The organism is Metabacillus litoralis (assembly GCF_020524045.1).
Lineage (GTDB): Bacteria > Bacillota > Bacilli > Bacillales > Bacillaceae > Metabacillus > Metabacillus litoralis_C.
Window position 1 is genome coordinate 26470 of sequence record NZ_JAIVKL010000009.1, and the last position, 19473, is coordinate 45942.

Sequence of the window (19473 nt, forward strand, 5' to 3'; positions counted from 1 at the left end):
AAAAGGTAGTAGAGTTTATCTTGAGGAATTCGAATAGTTCAATCGTTACTACACGATCAAACTATTCAAAATGAAAAACTATAAAATAGACTTAGTAACTAAATTTCTTTTCAATAAGCTAGTCATTGTTTCTGATGAAAGAGGAGCACAAAATAAATAACCTTGTCCTCTTTCACATCCGTGTTTCTTTAAGAATTTTAACTGTTTTTCTGTCTCAATACCTTCTGCAACTAATTGGAAGTGTAGATTCTTCGCCATTGACATGATAGACTGTACGATCACTTCGCCATGCTCATCTAAGTGATCTATAAAGGATTTATCTATTTTTAATGTATCAATAGGTAGAAATTTTAAATAACTTAAAGAGGAATAACCTGTACCAAAATCATCAATTGATATGCTTATATTTAAATGATTAAGTTTATATAATATATCTAATGAATTGTTAATATCGTATAAGACATTTTCGGTTATTTCTAAATTAAGATATTTAGGATTTAGTTGTGTTTCTAACAATATATCCTGTAGATCATTGATAAAGTTTTCATCATTAAATTGAAGTGGGGAAATATTGATCGCAACCTTTGATAAATCAATATGCTGTTTATGCCATAACTTTACTTGTTCACATACGGTTCTAAGAATCCATTTCCCGACCTTATTTATTAAACCTGTTTCCTCAAGAATGGGGATGAATTCATAAGGAGATACACATCCGTATTTAGAGTTTTCCCATCTTAATAGTGCTTCCAATCCATGAATCTTTCTAGTGTTTAAATCAACAATTGGTTGATAATGAATGGAAAATTCATTTTTTTCTAAAGCATGCTGTAGTTCATTTTCTAGATTGAAATTCCTTTTTATTTCTGCATTTATACTAGGAGTATTAAATTGAGAACGATTTCCTCCTTGTTGTTTTGCATAATACATGGCAATATCTGCTTGCTGGATAAGCTTTTCAATAAAATTTGTTGTTTTTTCGTGATTCCTAATATCATCTGGTGTAGCAAAGCTAATTCCGATACTAGCTGTGACAATAATGTTATGTTTGTTGTCGATATGAAAAGGTTTTAACATTGAGATTAGAATTTCATTAGCTAACTTGATAACTCCTTTTTGTTGTATTTGATCAACCAGCAGAATAAATTCATCTCCACCTAGCCTCGAAATTAATGCTTTACCTTCTAATGTATGTTGTAGCCTTTCTGCTACTTTTTCTAATAAACGATCACCTACCGAATGCCCAAAGGTATCATTGATCTTTTTAAATCGATCTAAATCTATGAACATTAATGCTAGAGGTTTGTTTCTCTCTTTATAAGATAATATTTTTTGGAAATGTTTCTCCATTAAGTTACGATTAGGTAATTTTGTGAGTGAATCATAATATGCTAGATATTTAATTTCTTCTTCAAATTCTTTCCGAGTAGTAATATCATTTCGAATGGAAATATATTGATAAGGTTTTCCATCATCATTTAAAAATGGAACAATTGTTGTGTCTACCCAATAATAACTCCCATCTTTTGCTTTATTTTTAATTTCACCATGCCAAGTTTGACCATTTAAAATGGTTTTCCACATCTTCTTGAAAAAATCTTTCGAATGGTAGCCTGAATTGATTATTCGATGATTTTGACCTAGAAGTTCAGTTTTACTATATTGGGAGATTTCACAAAATTTTTCGTTTGCGTAATTGATTATTCCATTATTATCGGTAATTGCAACAATTGAAGCTTCATTTACCGCATACTCTATGTCTTTTAAGTTTTTTAAAGCTAGTTTGAGTTGTCCTGCTAGATATGATTGTGTCATTTGTGTCATATTGCACCTACAAGCCTTTTTGTTAATAAGTTAATGGAATGAGCTGAGAATGACAGTGATTTTTATCACTGTCATACTGAAGTAATGTTGTTATAAATAAGGTACTAATGTGAAAGTTAACTCAACTAGATGGTTCAGGTCACTGCAACCCAGACTTAAAGGAGAATATTGATGAAGCAATTATTAGTACCAGCAATTAAATTAATGAACCGTTTACCATTTTCTAAAAAGTTTTTGATCTTATTTTTAGTTATTTTTCTTACAGTAGGAATCCTGGTAGGAAATGTCATTTTGAAAATTAATAGTGATTTAGCATTTGTAAAGAAAGAACAGAATGGAACAGAATTACTAACGGAGTTGTATCCGCTAATTCAATTAACTCAGAAACATCGTGGATTAACAGTTAACGTCATATCTGGTGATCAAAGTGCGGAATCTGATTTACAAGAAGTAAGGAAATTAATAAAGCTTCAACTGAAAAGCGTTCAGAAACAGCTAGATAAAAAGGAAAACGTAGCACTTGTTCATGTAAATGAAGGCTATAAAGACGTGATTTCTGAATGGAATACAACTGAGGAAAAAACCATTACTATGTCTGTAAAGGATTCTGTAACACAGCATAATCATTTAATCGCAATGATGTTTAGTATGTTATTAGACATTGCAGATGAAACGAATTTAACACTAGATTCTGAGTTAGTTAATAATCATATAAATAATCTACTTGTGAATACATTGCCGCAAATTACTGAATTTATGGGGAAATCAAGAGCTGTAGGTGTAGGTGTTGCGACGAAACAGAGTATGACAGAGGATGAACGTATAGAGCTGATCTATTTAATGAAAATGATGGATGAATATATCATAACAGCCGAAAGAACATATGAAACAGCTTTTGAATTAGAACCAACATTAAAAGATGAAGTTGGTCCTTATGTGAGTAAATCTATTAGTGAAGCGAAAAATATTGTGGAGATCATTAATCAAGATTTATTAGGAGTAACAAATATAACGATTCAACCTAAAGATTATTTTGAAAAAACAACAAACACAATTAATAGTATCTATGATTTACTTGCATATCAAACAGAAACTTTAGACAAACTTTTAGACAAAAAGGTTAGCTCGTTAAGTAATGAGAGAGTTATTCTTATTAGCATTGTGGTCTTTATTTTGTTTCTTTTAATGTATCTTTTAATGGGATTTTATTTTGGTGTTCAAGATCAAGTGAGTAAGATTCGAGAAGCTACAGAGCGAGTTGCTCAGAAGGATTTAACAAAAAAATTGGCTGTATCTTCAAAAGATGAGTTTGGTCAAATTTCTCAATCACTTAATAGTATGATTTTTTCTGTTCGAGAAGTTATTAATAGTAGTCAACAGGTATCCCAAGAAGTGGCTTCTTCAAGTCAGGAGCTACTAGCCATTACGGAGGAATCAGCTCAAGCTACAAATCAGATTACGTCAGCAGTTGAAGAAGTAGCGACGATTGTCGAGCAACAAAATCAGCAATCAAAAGAAAATGTTCAGTTAGCAGAGCTATTAACACAACAGTTATCATCAATATCTGCGATAACAGCTGAAGTTTCATCAAATTCTACTTTATCAGCACAAGAAGCAGATTCAGGAAACCAGAATGTAAATGAAACTGTAGTACAAATGAAAGTGATACAAGACGCTGTAAAGAGAACATCTGTTGTTATTCAAAGATTAGGAGAAAGATCAAATGAAATTGGTTCGATCCTAGATGCCATTACATCTATTGCTCAGCAAACAAATCTACTAAGTTTAAATGCTGCAATAGAAGCTGCTCGTGCTGGAGAACATGGAAAAGGATTTGCCGTTGTAGCCGGTGAAGTGAAAAAGCTTGCAGAGGAATCATCTTTATCTGCTAACAAAATACGTGAAATTATTGAGGAAATCCAAACAGACACGAAACATTCGATTGGATCAATGGATCTTGTTTCTTCTGAAACAAATGAAGGCATGAATTTAGTTGAAAAAACAGGAGCTTCATTCTCACGTATTTTTACTAGCACACAAAAAGTAGCAGACGAAGTTCATGAAGTAGCTAGCTCTGCAAAATTAATGCTTTCACAAATAGATCAATTATCAAAATCTATTATGGAAGCTGCGAGACAATCAGAAGTAACGGAAGATAGTACACAATCTGTTGCTGCTTCTACTGAAGAACAACTAGCATCTATGGAGGAAATTACTTCTTCAGCTAATGAATTAAGTTCAAGAGCACAACAGCTGCATGATATTGTCGAAGGATTTAAGTTGTAACTGGAAAATAACTAGTGAAAAATATCGGTAATGAATTTGGATGTTTTTCTTTTTCTGTAATAGGTAAAACGGAAATTAAATAGTATCTACAAAGGAACCTGTTGACTAATCACAGGTTTTTTTCTGTTTAATATATCGTTTATAATGGAGTCAAGGAGGAGATTTGTTGGAGCTTTTAAAAAATGCAAACTGGTTTAAAAATTTTAATTACAATGATTTATTTATTATTGTTGCTGTAATCACTGGTATTTTACTTGTTCGTGTGCTTTTTTTGTGGAGTGCGAAGAAGTTGCCAAAGTATTATGATGCAACAAGAAGCATCGTTAATTGGTTTACTTTTTATGGTTCCATTTTGTTTGTGCTTATTTACTTCTCAAAAGCTGACTGGATGTTTGCAAGTTTTTTTACAGTTGGAAAAGTAAAAGTCACACTGTTTTTAATCATTGTTGCAATCTTAATCGTTTCTCTTGCAAGTCGAGTTTCAAAGATTTCGACAAGTGTTCTCCTACCTACCATTTATAGTCGGTATAACTTAGATAGGGGAATGAGATTTACTTTTGATCGGATTATTCATTACGCGATCATGATTATTGCTATTATTATTAGTTTAACAACAGTTGGAATTGATTTAAGTGCTTTGACAGTGTTTGCTGGTATTATCAGTGTCGGAATTGGTTTTGGACTTCAAAACATCGCTTCTAACTTTATATCTGGAATTATCTTATTGTTTGAAAGGCCGATAAAAGTAGGAGATCGTGTTATTGTTGATGATATTATTGGGGATGTAGAGAAAATCAACATGAGAGCAACCATTATCAAAACACTTAATAACGAACACATTATTGTGCCTAATTCGTATTTTTTAGAAGAAAAAGTGGTGAATCGATCATTCGCTGATCCTCGATTACGCTTAGTTATTCCAATTGGCGTTGCCTATGGAACAGATGTTGAAAAGGTACGTGAGTATTTACTACAAGTTGCCGCGCAGGAAAGCGAGGTTTCACCAGTTGTTTTAAAAACACCAGATCCATTTGTTAATTTTGTAGGCTTTGGTGAATCATCATTAGATTTTGAACTTTTTGTTTGGATTGCCGATCCTAATCAATTTATTGTTATAAAAAGCAATTTGAATTTTAGAATTAATAGCATTCTATCTGAAAATAACATTGAAATTCCATTTCCGCAGAGAGATTTACATTTGAAAAGTTTTCATCGAGATGTACGTGAAAAATTTGATGGTTTTAACTAAATTTTGAACAATATGATCTAGCCCTGCTCTATATTTAAATAAGAGTAGGGTTTTTTTACTCAAATAATAGCGAAATTTGTCGAATGAACGAATATTAGTGAAAGTTGAACGATTATCATCAAAAGTTGAACGATTATTAAGTATAGTTGAATGATTATCATTAAAAGTTGAATGATTCCATAAAAATATATTTATATTTCATCATATTTAAGGTGAAAACATGATGAAAATACTCTCTTTAGAGGAGAATAGTTCGTTTTAGGAGCATTATCTGTTGTAAATGTACCATTTTATCTGAGTTGTTTTATCAATATGCTCCTTTTCCAAGTAGTTAAGCTGAATATGCCAATTCAGAAGGTTTAGATTACACATTTAAGGTAGGGTCATTTACAATAAAGAGAAACAGGTTAGAAAATGTTGGAGTGATTTAATGATTAATGTCGTTTGGTTTAAACGAGATTTACGCATTCATGACCATCGTCCATTATTTGAGGGAAGTAGATTAGGAGAAGTTCTTCCTATTTATATAGTGGAACCATCTCTTTGGCAAGAACATGATTTGTCACTACGTCATTATCAGTTTGTTCAAGAAAGCTTAGTAGAGCTTTCACAGCAGTTAAGTGAGGTAGGAGGTAAGCTTTTTGTTGCAATTGCTGAAATGGAGGATGTTTTAGAATCGATATATGAAACATTAGGAGCGTTTCGACTGCATGCTCATGAAGAATATGGAACATCTGTTACTTTTTCAAGAGATAAACGTGTTCGTCAGTGGATGAAGAGTCGCGACTTATCTTTTCTAGAATACCAGGGCTTTGGTGTTGTTCGTGGATCTAAAACAAAGAGCAGTTTTCAAAAAAACTGGGAGTCATTTATGGCAGAAGAATTTGTTCCTTCTCCAAGACAAATGATGATACCAGAAAATATACCAGAAATCTTGTCAAATTCAGTTGAGAAACTAGCAAAATTTCATATACAAGGTGACCCCATTCGTTTTGGGCAACAGGGTGGAGAATCTAAGGCGATTGAAACATTAGAGAGTTTTCTAGAAAATCGTCATAAAAATTATAATAGCAATCTTTCAAAGCCATTGCAGTCAACAGCTTCTTGTAGTCGTTTATCACCTTATCTGGCTTGGGGCAATATTTCAATTCGGTATGTAGTCACAAAAACAAGAGAAGCAATGGTCAACAATAAAGATAGTAAAAAGCAACTAGAAGCTTTTTTGTCAGGATTAAAATTGCATTGTCAACTTGTTCAAAAAATAGAAAATGATCCTGAAATGATGACAAAGGCCATTAGCGGCGATTATGAACATATGCGACAAAAATGGGATGAAGAAGCTTTTCAGCGTTGGTATGAGGGCAATACTGGAATTCCTTTAGTTGATGCAGCAATGAGGTGTTTACATAAAACGGGATGGATCAATTACAGATCAAGAGCAATGGTTGTCTCATTTGCGTGTAACACGCTTTTGCTTGACTGGAGACGTCCAGCTATTGCTTTAGCTCAGTTGTTTCTAGATTATGAACCGGGAATTCATTATAATCAAATTCAAATGCAGGTGGGAACAACTGGCTCACAATCGATAAAGATTTATAATCCAGTTAAAATGGGCAAGGACGAAGATCCAGAGGGTGCTTTTGTGCGAAGGTATGTAACTGAATTAGCGAATATTCCAGAAAAATATATTCATGAGCCATGGTTATATCCTGGGTTTTATTCATTGAACTATGCAACACCAATTGTGGATATCCAAAAAGCTAATAAAATAGCTCGTGATTTATTGCATTCAATAAAGCAAGAAATTGAAACAAAAAAACGTATAGAAAATCAGAATGAACCATCTCATCATCAACACGAGCATGCAACAAATGAGCCGAAGTCTAATGATCGTGATTTTGAACAATTAAGCTTTGATCTATAGTATTCAGGAGGATAAATTGAAAATAATTGGAATTGATCTGTCAGGACCAGCAAATCATAAAGATACTGTATTAACAGTTTTTAAACAAAATCAATCAGACCTCATACTTGAACTAATGATCGAGAATGCAAGTGATCATGAGATGATTTCAGCTATTTATGAAGCCTCATTAAAAGATGAAGTTGTTATTGGCATTGATGCACCACTTTCCTATCAAGATGGTGGCGGAGATCGGCCACAGGATAAAAGTATTCGTCAATTTATCAAAAGCTATGGACTGTCTGGTAGCTCAATTATGCCGCCTACTTTAACGAAAATGGTTTATTTAACACTTCGTGGTGTTTCACTCACGCGGAGAGTTCAATCAATGCAATCGGAGAATAGTATCCGAATTGTTGAAGTGCATCCTGGTGCAGCGATCGGAACACGTATTGAATCTAAGAGTATACAACATGCTCTTTTTTATAAAAAAGAAATTGAATCTAGAAAAGTCATACTTGAATGGCTACGAACAAAAGAGTTTATGAACCTACCAGATCAGTTGGTTGAAACTTCACATGCGATTGATGCTTGTGCTGCGGCTTTAGCAGCATGGCACTGGATAGATGACACAAAACAACCAACATGGTGTTGGAGGGAAACATCACTAGAACATCCTTATGAATTTTGTTGCTAATTGAATTAATGCTCTGTTGAAACCATTCTTTTTATCGCAGAAAAGGTACTATTCTATAAGAAAAGATTCCACTAGACTTTATATAGCGCTGTTTCCTTCAAGTTTAAAAAAGCAACAAAGTTTACGAAAAGAGCATAATGGAAAAAGGTAGTTTAAACTCTATATGTCAGGAGAATGTTCATGAGTAGAGTAAAAGATGTCACAACATCAAGAATGCAAAATTATCTTGATTTTAGGAATGATCCTCTCGCTTTTTTTATGAAAATGCGAAATGGTGGTGAAGTTGTTTCATTACGTACCGGTTTGCAGCCATCTTTTATCGTGAACTCACCCGATTTTGTAAGAGAAATTCTTGTCACAAGAGATGCTTCTTTTAAAAAGGGTCGAACAGATAAAGTGTTAAGAAGAACAATACATAATGGACTTCTTACAGCAGAAAAACAAGATCATAAAAGACAGAAAAGTTATTATCAACCGATTTTTTATAAAGAAAGACTGAATAGCTATGCAAAAACAATTGTTGAAGAAACAAAGAGTCTTGTTACCTCATTGCAGGATGTTGAATACTGCAAATTAAATGATGAAATGATGCAGTTAACTTTAGCGATTATTGCGAAGGTCATGTTTGCAACAAATGTAGAGGAAAACAAAAAACAGCTTGCAGATGCTGTTAGTGACACAATTGAGCAAACAGCCCAAACATTATTTACCCCAATCATTTTACCATTAGCGGTTCCGACAAAAGGAAATAAAATTCATAAGAAGGCAATAAGCAAGCTGGAGGATATGATTTATAGCGTGTTACATGATGCAAAGCAGCATCCAGAGAAATACAAAATGACAATGGTAGGAATGCTTTTAGACACACAAGATGACGCAGGATCTGCTATTGATGATGAAGAAATTCGTGACCAGATGATGACAATGTTACTTGCAGGACATGAAACGTCAGCAAATTTATTAACGTGGATTTTTTATGCATTGAATCAAAATTCAGAAGTAGAACAAAAACTTCATGAAGAAATTGAGATGATTGATCTAGAACAATCACCATTTGAATTATATAGTAAGCTAAAATATACACAGCTTGTTATTAAAGAAGCGCTGCGAATGTATCCACCTGCATGGCTGATTTATCGAGAATCTGAAGAAGAAGTGGAACTATTAGGTGAGACGTTTAAAGCTGGTAGTACTTTTATGATTTGTTCGTATGCTATTCATCGCAATGAAGAAGTTTTTCCAGAGCCTGAAAAATTCAAACCAGAAAGGTTTTCAGATCAAAAAGGAGAAGATGTTCCTAAATTTGCATATTTTCCTTTTGGTGGTGGCTCTAGAAGCTGTATTGGCTATAAATTTGCGATAATGGAAACAACACTTATTTTAGCGATATTAGTCAAAAAATATAAATTTAAAGTTGAACAAGAAACGGTAACTCCTGATCCATTAGTGAGTCTTAGGATAAAAGAGGGATTAAAGGTGAAGGTGGAAAAACGTTAGTAAAGTGAGTGGCTTTGTTTAAGTCACTCTCCCTTATCAAGAGAAATCTCAATAACTGAATGGTTGGTGTTGATAGTGAAAAAGCCAGTTGTAGTAATCGGAGCTGGAATATCAGGTGTTATGGCAGCTTCAATTGTAAGAGAAAATGGATTTGATCATATCGTTGTTTTAGATAAGGGTAGAAGTGTTGGCGGAAGAATGGCCACTCGTCGAATTGATGAGGGAAAAGTAGATCATGGTGCACAGTTTATGACAGTAAGAACGGAGATTTTTCAGTCTTATGTTGAAAAGTGGGAAAATCAAGATTTAGTTAGTGAGTGGTTTGGTGATCCCTATCCTAGATATAAAGGTAATGAAGGTATGAATAGTATTGTGAAAAAATTAGCAGAACAGCTACCTGTAAAGCTGAATACTAAAGTAGTGAGTGTTCAGCAGGAGAAAGCTGATTATTTAATACAAACAGATAACGGAGAGAGAATGGAAGCTCGTGGCATTATTTTGACTGCACCTGCTCCACAATCACTTGATATGATTCAGCACTTAGAAATTGGAGAATATGAAAAACAGCAGTTAGAAGCTATTACTTTTAATCCATGCTTTGTTTTACTTATCACATTAAATCAATCATCACAGCTACCAGAATCAGGATATAGAATTGATGATCTTCCAGATGGAATTGAACGCATTGTTGATCATCAGAAAAAAGGGATTTCTTCGATACCAACAGTTTGTGTCTACTCAACAGGAGAATGGGCTAAAACGCATGATGAATTAACGGAAGAAGAAATTCGTCATATATTACTTGAAAAAATAAAAGGGATTATTAGTGCAGAGCATATTATAGACATTCAGCATAAAAGATGGAGATACTCAGAGGCCATCTCAACAGTTTCTGAGCCTTTTTTAGACTTGAAGCTAGAAAAGCCATTTTTAATTGCTGGTGATGCTTTTTTAACAAAAAATGATATCTCAGGTCGAACAAGAATTGAAAGTGCTTTTCTCTCAGGGCTAGCAGCAGGCCAGGAAATGGTCAATAGATTGAAAGAATGATAGGGGAAAGCGGAAAGGAAGCAGGATATAATTAGCTTTCTTTCCGCAATTTTATGCTTGTTGAATTTCTTTTAGCTTAATCACAAGCTGTTTAAAGAGTTCCTCATCTCGGTCATCTAAAGCTTTATTGATTCGACTTTTTAATAAAGCAATTTCAACGACTTTATCTGTTTCTTTGGCATCTTTTTCAGATTGTTCATATTGTTTAATCGATTGAATTCTTGTTGGTTCAATTAGCTGTGTATAGCGAAAATCGGATTGTTTTCCAAAATAGTTAAGAACAAGATATATCTTTTCTGTTGGAGAACTCATTAGTGAACCAAAAGCTCTAGATACATCTTCAGTTTTCATATTGTTATAATAAAAAAGAAATCCAGCTTCATCAGAGTTGACGCTAGAAATCATGATGCTACGTTCATGGCGCTGAATCGTGTCTGTGAAGGAAAGATTCGTGAGGATATGATTGTTTTTAAGAATAAATTGAAGCAGCCTGCGAGCTTCTGGATTTTTTAGCTGATGATGTTGTAAAAACCAATTGATAAAATCACTTTTCTTAGACGTTGATACCCAGTTCATAATCACCCCACCTCTCAAGTTCATCATATTTATTATCATAACATGTTCATTGTAAGTAGTAATGTGTTTCGTCTGAGATTACAAGATTATGATATTCTAAAGGAAGATAATAACTAGTTTGATGTGTACTTTATGTACATAAGCTAGAGGTATTAAAATGTTCATTCATACAGGAGTATATAGATGATAGGAAAAGATTATGATAATTTATTAAGCATTAAAACAGAAGAAGACTACAAAGGGTTTGTACAATCCTTTCACTATCACCGTTATGAACCAACACCATATGAGGGGTTAACATACTTATTCCAATTTTATGAGCTGAAAAGTAGTGATTATGTAGTAGATTTCGGCTCTGGAAAAGGGCGATTAGCATTTTTAATTCATTATTTATTTGGAGCCACTGTCGTTGGGATAGAAATGAACGAAGGGCTATATTATGATGCGATTGAAAATCTTGTTTCTTATTCAAAGAAGATGAATAAACCAACTGATACTATTGATTTTAAAAACTGTTTAGCAGAAAAATATGAAATTAGCTCTCTTGATAACCGTTTTTATTTCTTCAATCCATTCTCAATCCAAATTTTTATAAAGGTTTTTAACAATATAGTTAAATCTTTAGAAAAATATGACCGGGAAATAGAATTGGTCCTATACTATGTGTCAGATGATTATATTTATTATTTAGAAAATCACCCTTTAATAGAGCTGAAACAAGAAGTCACTATTCCACATCTTTATGAAAAAAATTCAAATGAACGTTTTCTCATATACCGCATTCTCCGTGTTGAAGACTATTAGAAAGGCTCAAACAGCTATTAGAAAAAAAGCATCTGCGAAATTCGCAGATGTTTTTTTGTGACAAAATTCGGGGCGTGACAGGCACCGCCCGAAATAAAATTGCATGTTCTTGTACATACTATTCCATATACTGGTTTTACAGTGAAAAATATGTTTTTAGGGATGGAAGTTGATTATGAGAACAATCATGTTTTTAGTCGTCTTTTTATTTCTGACGCTGTTAATTGCCCAAGTGGATGCAATTTTATATAAGAGTTACCTGTTTGTTGAACTTAAACGAATAACAAGGCTTGAACCGGGAACAAATCTTTGGTTTGTGTATCTGTTTCTCTGTATTGGATTTTTATTCAGTATATGGATTGGCATAAAAGAAAAGCTAGATCGAATTAGGAAACGATCTTAAATGAAGAAACTTGTTGAGCAAATCTCGCTTTGGCAGTTATATATTATTATTATTTGTTTTCAAATTGGTAGTGCTGCTTTGGTTGGCATTGGAAATGATGCAAAGCAGGATGCTTGGATTGCAGTAATTATCGCAGCATTATTAGGTATCGGTATCATCCTTTTCTTTATCTACTTTTTATCTAAACTACCTGAAAAAAACCTCTTTGAGATATTTGTATTTTGTTTCGGGAAATGGGCTGGGAAATTTATAACATTCCTATATGTCATTTACTTTTTTTACATTGCAGCAAGAATTTTACGAGATTTTTGTGAGTTACTTGTTTCTTCTATTTTTGAATATACACCTATTGAAGCTATAGCTATAACAATGATGTTTATTGTGATCTATATGCTACAACATGGTTTAGAAGTATTGGGAAGGACGAGTGAGATTTTCTTTCCGTATGTTATTACTTTTATTGTGACTATAGGAATTGCTATCTTTTTATCTGGTGGAATTGAATTTAAAAATCTCCAACCTGTTTTAGCAGAAGGTTTAGGTCCGATCTTTAAGGCGGTTTTCCCTGAGTTACTTACCTTCCCATTCGGTGAGGTGATTGCTTTTACTTTAATTATTCCTTATGTCGGTAAAGTGAAAAAAGTTGGAAAGGTAGGTGCAGCAGCAGTTGCTACAAGTGGTTTTTTATTAACATATGGCTCACTGGTTCAAATAGCTACTTTAGGAGCAACTTTAAAGGAAAGGGCAAACTTCCCTTTACTTAGTGCCTCACGTGAAATATCTTTGCTTAATTTTATAGAAAGAGTAGATTTAGTTATCGTCTTTTTTGTTATGTTTGGAATTATCGTAAAGGTTACCGTTTTCTTTTATGGCGGACTGAAAGGACTTGAATTAATTACAAATAAACCTTACCGGACGATGACGTTTTCAATGGGGACAATTATTGCTTTTTTAGCTGTTATTATTAGTGATAATTTTGTAGAGCATATTGAGGAAGGTCTTATTTTTGTTCCCTTCTATTTACATTTGCCATTTCAATTTATCATTCCTCTTCTTGTGTTACCTATTCTCTTATGGAAAACAAGGAAAAAGCAGCAGAAAAAGGAGACATCCCTTTGAGTATACTTACTGATTTATTTTATCGAAGAAAAAATAAAAGCACTGGAAAGAAAACAGATAAAGAGCTTTTTGATCGTGCTGGTGTACCTAAAAAATATTTTCAAAGCTTAGAAAAGAATACTGAAAGTTTAGAAGAACTATTCAATAAAAGTTCAGATTTCGAGAAAATTGAAGTGAAAATAGGGAATAAAAGCGCTTCTGTGTTTTACCTGGGAACAATGCTTAATAAAAATGACTTAAATCTTCAAGTACTAAATTCTTTAAGACAGGCTTTTAAAGAGAAAGATTTTAAAGAGATAGAAGAAATTAGAGAAGCTTATTTTCCTGTGATTTCTTATAAATATACGACAACACTTCATGACATTGTTTGGCTTATTTTAAATGGTTATGCAGTTTTATTGGTAGATGGACATGATAAAGCAATTGCTTTAGAAGTCGGTGGAGCAGAAAAACGTTCGATAGAAGAGCCTAGTACACAAACGATCATCCGCGGGCCAAAAGATGGGTTTGTGGAGAGTATTGATACAAATATTGGATTAGTTCGCAGTCGAATAAAAAACCCAAAGCTTGTATTTGAAGATTATTATATTGGGCGTGATTCTAATACGAAATTGTCGATAGGGTATTTAAAAAATGTTGTGAACGAAGATATTTTGGATGAACTGAAGAAGCGGATAAAGAAGATTGACACGTCAGCTGTATTAGATACCGGGAATGTTGAGGAGTTTATAACTGATCAAAATTTCACGCCTTTTCCACTCATATATAACACGGAAAGACCTGATAGTGTTAGTGCCAATATATTAGAAGGGAAAATAGGGATTTTTCTAGATGGTACACCTTTTGTATTAATTGCACCGACAGTTTTCACTGACTTTTTCCAGTCTGCTGAAGACTATTATCAACCTTATTTTATGACTAGTTTTGTAAGAATAATTAGGTATATTTCTTTTATGATCACACTTATCTTGCCATCACTATACGTAGCTCTCACCACATATCATCATGAATTATTACCCACTCAGCTTTTAATAAGTGTACAGGCACAAAGAGAAGGGGTACCATTTCCAGCGGTTATTGAGATTTTGGTGATGGAATTAACCTTTGAGGTATTACGAGAAGCAGGGGTAAGGATGCCCCGAGTTGTAGGGCAAACATTATCAATAGTAGGCGCACTTGTTATTGGACAAGCTGCTGTTGAAGCGGGTCTAGTCTCAAATGTACTTGTGATTATTGTCGCCTTTTCAGCGATTGCGAGCTTCGTATCACCTATTTATAATTTTGCCATTGCGGCACGATTAATCAGATTTTTATTAGTAATAATTGCTGCTGTGTTCGGTTTATATGGAGTGCTTTGGGTATTAATTATGATGGTCATCCACTTGGTAAGTTTACGTTCGTTTGGAGTACCGTATTTAACACCTGTTGCTCCATTTAAATTAGGTGATCAGACAGATGTTTTTGTTCGATTTCCTATTTGGGCTGATAATAAAAGGCCTTCTTATTTAATGACTAAATCACCTGTTAAAAATGAAGAAAGTAAGCCACCATCACCTCCAAAAAAAGACACTGGGGAGGAGAGTTAAGTGAAAATTAGATGTCTCATTTTTTCAGTATTTTCTTTGTTTTTATTAGCAGGATGTTGGGATAAAGCAGAGTTAAATGATGTATCAATAGCTACTGGAATTGCAATTGATCCAGGAGAAGAGAAAAAGTACAAGCTAACAGTTGAGGTTGTTAATTCTTCTGAATTTTCAAAGCAAGGTGCTGAAGGGAATGCTCCAGTTGTGACTTTTTCCCAAGAAGGAAATTCATTATCAGAGCTTGCCAATAAAATGAATGTTGGATTTATTCGAGAGGTAATTTATTCTCATACAAGGGTTTTATATATAAATGAGGAGGTTGCCAAAGAAGGGATATTAGGTTTTTTAGATTATTTAGAAAGAAGTGGTCATTTTAGAAATGATTTTAATATCCTTATAACGGATGGACCTGCTTCAGATTATACAAAGATTACCTACCCTGTTTTAAAAAGTCCGTCCTTAAAGATGCATCAACAAATTAAAACATTTCTTCAGGAATGGGGTGGCGACCCTCATATTCAGTTAACTGACTTTATTGAAGCGATTGTATCTAAAGGAAGAAGTCCTGTTGCATCCACTATCATCATTTCAGGAGATCCTGAGAAAGGAGCTTCTACTGAAAATAATAAGCAAATAGATGTTAAAACAAGGGTTGAGATGAGTGGAATAGCATTGTTTGACAATGAAAAAATGGTAGGTAAATTACCGCTTGAAGATGCTAGAAATTATTTATGGACTCAAGAGCTTGAAAAAACAAGCTTAACAATACCTTGTGAAAAAGATGAAACAAAGAAAAATATAGATGTGAGAATTATTCATTCTCATAGTAAATTAAGATCAAGTTATAAAGATGGTAAGCCAACCTTTCATGTAGATATTAATGGAGAAGGAAGATTGCAAGGTACTGAGTGTAAAAAAGATGTAACAAACCTAGAAGTGTTTCTTGAATACGAAAAAAATGTAAATGAACATATAAAAAAGGAAGTAACAAGCACAATACAAAAAGTACAAGAAAAGTATGGTGTAGATATATTTGGCTTTGGTGATGCATTAAATCGGTCACAATATAAGAAATTTAAAGAAGTAGAGAAAAAATGGAATGAAGAATTTGCTAAGGGAAATGTTGAAGTACATGTTAATATGCATCTACTTCGATATGGGATCAAAAACAAAAGCTTCTTAACTGATACTCCTGTAAGTGAAAATGAATAACAATGAATTCCTTGTCAAACTAACCCCAATCACATGTCGTTACGCCACCACTAAAAGGTGTTACGCCGAGGTGATTGGGTGTTGATTTTGATACCCTTTGATGGATATTGAAATTCAAGTTCAAAGGTAGGATGAACACAAGAGACGAATTTGAGTGGTATCCCTTTATTTGACTAAGTTGTACCAGCCCTCAGTATGTTTTGTACATGAAAAAATGCAATATTAATTTACCAACTGAGTTCACTCCTCCGTTTGGTTTGGTAAGGCAATCACTATCAACATTGATTCATTATTTTTTGACTTTCTTCTAGTAATAAGAAAGTCAGAATACGATGTTTTTTAATAATAAAGCTCATTACTTTTGAATTTTCCATTATAATAGATAGTATTAATAAAAACTATGTAGGTGAAAGAATGTATTTAACAATAAATGAGACAGCTGAATATTTATCCATTTCTGAAGAACAAGTAAAAGCGCTGATATTAGAAAAGAAAATAAGAGCCCTGTATGATGGTGAAGATTATTTAATAAATAAAGATCAATTTAAAACACATTTTGAGCAATTAGAGAAATATAAAGAATTGATTGATGAATATATGAAAGAACCAATTCCAGAGGATCCAGATGTAAAAGATGAAGATTGATTTTTATTCAATCTTCAAATGAATCATTTTTTTCTATAGAAATGTTGCTTAATCACCTGGTTTTAACTTATAAAGGTGGTCTTTATAGTGCTTTTGCTAAGATCTTAAAATTTGAAAACTCAATTCTGGTTACTGATGAAAATCTTTATAAAATTATAGAAAAATAGATAGACTTTTTTTGTATTAATGTTATCATTATCAATAATGGTTACAATGAAAAGGAGCGGTTACAAATGTTATCGATAAAAGAGGAGTTATTTTCTGTTGAGAAAGACATTACCTTACGAGGAACTTTAGCGATACCACAAAGTGATCAAGAACGATTCCCTGCAATTATTTTAATTAATGGATCAGGCAGTGCAGACAGAGATGGAAATATGAAAAAACCAAAGTTAATCACAAATTTATACAAGGAACTAGCACATTTTTTAACAAATCTAGGTTTTTTAACTCTTCGTTATGATAAAAGGTCAGTTGGAGAAAGTGAAGGAGATCCATTTTCGTCAGGAATGGAGGATTTAGTCACAGATGTTAAAAGTATGGTTACTTTTTTGAAGCAACACCCTAAAGTGAAAGAAAAAGATATTATTCTCCTTGGTCATAGTGAAGGATGCATATTAGCCACAAAGGTAAGCGAGGAGGTTGAGGAAATAGCTGGCTTAATTTTATTAGGTGGTGCAGGAACAAACTTAGCTGAACCAATGAACTACCAAAATCAACTTATACTAGAAGAAATTCAACGAATGAAGGGGTTAAAAGGTAAACTATTAAGACGGTTAGTCACAAAAGAGAAAATAAACAAGCAAATAGAGCAATTAAATAAAAAATTAGAACAATCATCAGGTGATTTTATTAGAATGAGTTTTAAAAAAATGCCAGCTAAATGGTTTAGAGAGCATTTTGCTTATAAAAGTGAACAAATAGTAAAAGCGTTAGAGAGAGCGAATTGCCCAATATTAGCTATAACTGGTGATAAAGATGTTCAAATGGATGTTGTGGAGCTAAGTCGAATGCAACAGCTTGATAAAAACGATGTGACAGTAGTGGCTATAAAAAATATGGATCATATGTTAAAAGAATATAAGGGTGAGAAATCAGTTTTAAATATTATGAAACAATATAAAAAACAAGCAACAGATCCAATTCATTCACAACTAAAAGGTGAATTAAGTACATGGTTACAAGATAACTACTTACATGTAAATGAGTAAGTAGTTTTTTTGTTGGGAAAAAAGTCTTGTGCTGCTGAATGTTCGTGTTACCATATTCCACATACAGTTTCATTTACTGTTCTTAAAAAAGAACAGTAAATGATTACACTAGTATAATAGTGTCTTTCGACATATTTCTGGTGTTGGAAATATTTCCTTTGGTAATATAAGAGTTAATTATAGAATTAATGCTAATTCCTAAGAATCAATCAACTGCAATATATGTCGAAAAATGTAGATATTCATAGAAAATTATAGCTTAGTAGATAAATGTTCGCTATAATGATATAAGAATATAGAACTAATTTTAAGGGGAGAAAATTGATGCAACAATCTAGTCAACTGAAGGTGATTAGTATAATAACAGGGATTGTTGTTATTGTTATTTTGGGAGCCATTATCTTTCAATCTAGGGGTATAATTTTGCAAGCTACATCTAATGTTTTTAGTGGGAAAACAAAGGCGACTATTATGACATCAGATGTTGTCGTTGATCAAAGCTGGGGAAGTCTTGCCTATAAAGGGATGCTGAAAATAGAAGAGCAATACCCAGTAAATGTATCATTTTATAGTGAAATAGATACTGAAAAGAAAATGAAAGAAACCATTTCAAAAGCAATTAACGAGGGCTCAAAACTAATTATCGGCCATGGTCGGGAATTTTCTGATAGTTTTACTGCTGCAGCTAAAAAACATAAAGACGTTTATTTTATTACAATTCACGGAACATCTAAATATAGTAATCAATCTGTTTATACGTTTGATCAAGGGGAGCTAGAATATTTTGCGGCGTTATCGACTACCTTTGTCACAAAAACAAATAAAGTAGCATTAATTGACGCAACTTACGCACGAGAGAAAAACCCTGAATTTGAAGAAGCTCTTACCTACTATAATCCAGAGATAGAATTCTATTATGAATCTGTCGGAAGCAGAGATGATGGTGTTACTGCTACAAAAATTTTAAAGAAATTGATCGAGCAAGGTGTGGATGTTGTTTATAGTAAGGGTAATTCCTTCAATCGTGATATTATAGATCTAGCTAAAAAAGAGGGAATATATGTTATTGGTTATTTGGATGATCAATCATATATGGCAAAAAATCTTGTTTTGACAAGTGTAACAAATGATGTGTCACAAGCTTATGTTTCAATCATGGAAGATTATTTTAGTTCAGAAGGTATACCTCACGGGAAAGTGATGTTAACTGAAGAAGATGGAGTATACAGCTTAGCTCCTTTTGGTCCGATGTTATCTAAAGAAAATATTGAATTTATAGAAAATGAGATGAAACGTTATAAACAAGGTGAGTTGATCTTTCCATAATTTTTTTTTGTAAACTTTGTGGCTTTAACAACCCACTTTATAAAGTCTAGTGGCATCTTTTCTGATAGATAAATACCATTTATGCGAT

Annotated in this window: 16 protein-coding genes; 14 read left to right on the forward strand and 2 right to left on the reverse strand. The window is 33.1% G+C overall.

The genetic code is table 11. From position 1 onward, the window contains the following. Positions 1-78 precede the first annotated feature (78 nt). Positions 79-1824, reverse strand: coding sequence for an EAL domain-containing protein (locus LC076_RS14830; RefSeq protein WP_226669884.1), 1746 nt, complete (start codon positions 1822-1824; stop codon positions 79-81). A 171-nt stretch (positions 1825-1995) separates the two neighbouring features. Here LC076_RS14830 and LC076_RS14835 point away from each other — a divergent pair, with 171 nt between their 5' ends. From LC076_RS14835 to LC076_RS14860, 6 genes are all read left to right on the forward strand, one after another. Further along, positions 1996-4110, forward strand: a complete 2115-nt coding sequence (locus tag LC076_RS14835; RefSeq protein ID WP_226669885.1) for a methyl-accepting chemotaxis protein — start codon at positions 1996-1998, stop codon at positions 4108-4110. Positions 4111-4276: 166 nt separating this feature from the next. Further along, positions 4277-5359, forward strand: a complete 1083-nt coding sequence (locus LC076_RS14840) for a mechanosensitive ion channel family protein (RefSeq protein ID WP_226669886.1) — start codon at positions 4277-4279, stop codon at positions 5357-5359. Between the two features lie 430 nt (positions 5360-5789). Continuing rightward, positions 5790-7283, forward strand: a complete 1494-nt coding sequence (locus tag LC076_RS14845; protein ID WP_226669887.1) for an FAD-binding domain-containing protein — start codon at positions 5790-5792, stop codon at positions 7281-7283. A gap of 16 nt (positions 7284-7299) precedes the next feature. After that, on the forward strand, positions 7300-7959 hold the full coding sequence (locus tag LC076_RS14850) for a DUF429 domain-containing protein (RefSeq protein WP_226669888.1): 660 nt from the start codon (positions 7300-7302) through the stop codon (positions 7957-7959). Between the two features lie 180 nt (positions 7960-8139). Then, entirely contained in the window at positions 8140-9456 is a 1317-nt protein-coding gene (locus LC076_RS14855) for a cytochrome P450 (protein ID WP_226669889.1), read from the forward strand. Between the two features lie 75 nt (positions 9457-9531). Then, on the forward strand, positions 9532-10506 hold the full coding sequence (locus LC076_RS14860; RefSeq protein ID WP_226669890.1) for an NAD(P)/FAD-dependent oxidoreductase: 975 nt from the start codon (positions 9532-9534) through the stop codon (positions 10504-10506). Positions 10507-10557: 51 nt separating this feature from the next. On the opposite strand, the gene LC076_RS14865 is transcribed toward LC076_RS14860, so the two are convergent. Next, complete coding sequence (locus LC076_RS14865; protein WP_226669891.1) at positions 10558-11082, reverse strand: YpiB family protein; 525 nt, start codon at positions 11080-11082, stop codon at positions 10558-10560. Between the two features lie 183 nt (positions 11083-11265). Here LC076_RS14865 and LC076_RS14870 point away from each other — a divergent pair, with 183 nt between their 5' ends. The 8 genes from LC076_RS14870 (at position 11266) to LC076_RS14905 (ending at position 19385) form a co-directional block, all read left to right on the forward strand. Further along, the gene (locus tag LC076_RS14870; protein ID WP_226669892.1) at positions 11266-11886 is read left to right on the forward strand and encodes a methyltransferase; all 621 of its coding nucleotides are present in this window, start codon (positions 11266-11268) and stop codon (positions 11884-11886) included. 175 nt (positions 11887-12061) lie between these two features. Beyond that, a complete protein-coding gene (locus tag LC076_RS14875) occupies positions 12062-12289 on the forward strand; it encodes a hypothetical protein (protein WP_226669893.1) in 228 nt (75 codons plus the stop codon). Beyond that, the gene (locus tag LC076_RS14880) at positions 12290-13408 is read left to right on the forward strand and encodes a GerAB/ArcD/ProY family transporter (RefSeq protein ID WP_226669894.1); all 1119 of its coding nucleotides are present in this window, start codon (positions 12290-12292) and stop codon (positions 13406-13408) included. It begins immediately after the preceding gene. Beyond that, on the forward strand, positions 13405-14994 hold the full coding sequence (locus LC076_RS14885) for a spore germination protein (protein ID WP_226669895.1): 1590 nt from the start codon (positions 13405-13407) through the stop codon (positions 14992-14994). The genes LC076_RS14880 and LC076_RS14885 overlap by 4 nt, the downstream gene beginning before the upstream one ends. Continuing rightward, the gene (locus LC076_RS14890) at positions 14995-16203 is read left to right on the forward strand and encodes a Ger(x)C family spore germination protein (RefSeq protein WP_226669896.1); all 1209 of its coding nucleotides are present in this window, start codon (positions 14995-14997) and stop codon (positions 16201-16203) included. A gap of 414 nt (positions 16204-16617) precedes the next feature. After that, positions 16618-16848: an excisionase family DNA-binding protein gene (locus LC076_RS14895; protein WP_226669897.1), complete on the forward strand. Its 231-nt coding sequence runs from the start codon at positions 16618-16620 to the stop codon at positions 16846-16848. A gap of 233 nt (positions 16849-17081) precedes the next feature. Further along, positions 17082-18059: an alpha/beta hydrolase gene (locus LC076_RS14900; protein ID WP_226669898.1), complete on the forward strand. Its 978-nt coding sequence runs from the start codon at positions 17082-17084 to the stop codon at positions 18057-18059. 324 nt (positions 18060-18383) lie between these two features. Continuing rightward, positions 18384-19385 (forward strand): BMP family ABC transporter substrate-binding protein, encoded by a 1002-nt coding sequence (locus LC076_RS14905; protein ID WP_226669899.1) that lies wholly within the window; start codon positions 18384-18386, stop codon positions 19383-19385. The last annotated feature ends 88 nt before the right edge of the window (positions 19386-19473 follow it).

Excerpts from the sequence above, each read along its gene's own strand:
- LC076_RS14830 (WP_226669884.1), bottom strand. The coding sequence starts at position 1,824 with ATGACACAAATGACACAATCATATCTAGCAGGACAACTCAAACTAGCT.
- LC076_RS14835 (WP_226669885.1), top strand. The coding sequence starts at position 1,996 with ATGAAGCAATTATTAGTACCAGCAATTAAATTAATGAACCGTTTACCA.
- LC076_RS14845 (WP_226669887.1), top strand. The coding sequence starts at position 5,790 with ATGATTAATGTCGTTTGGTTTAAACGAGATTTACGCATTCATGACCAT.
- LC076_RS14855 (WP_226669889.1), top strand. The coding sequence starts at position 8,140 with ATGAGTAGAGTAAAAGATGTCACAACATCAAGAATGCAAAATTATCTT.
- LC076_RS14865 (WP_226669891.1), bottom strand. The coding sequence starts at position 11,082 with ATGAACTGGGTATCAACGTCTAAGAAAAGTGATTTTATCAATTGGTTT.
- LC076_RS14870 (WP_226669892.1), top strand. The coding sequence starts at position 11,266 with ATGATAGGAAAAGATTATGATAATTTATTAAGCATTAAAACAGAAGAA.
- LC076_RS14875 (WP_226669893.1), top strand. The coding sequence starts at position 12,062 with ATGAGAACAATCATGTTTTTAGTCGTCTTTTTATTTCTGACGCTGTTA.
- LC076_RS14880 (WP_226669894.1), top strand. The coding sequence starts at position 12,290 with ATGAAGAAACTTGTTGAGCAAATCTCGCTTTGGCAGTTATATATTATT.
- LC076_RS14895 (WP_226669897.1), top strand. The coding sequence starts at position 16,618 with ATGTATTTAACAATAAATGAGACAGCTGAATATTTATCCATTTCTGAA.
- LC076_RS14900 (WP_226669898.1), top strand. The coding sequence starts at position 17,082 with ATGTTATCGATAAAAGAGGAGTTATTTTCTGTTGAGAAAGACATTACC.
- LC076_RS14905 (WP_226669899.1), top strand. The coding sequence starts at position 18,384 with ATGCAACAATCTAGTCAACTGAAGGTGATTAGTATAATAACAGGGATT.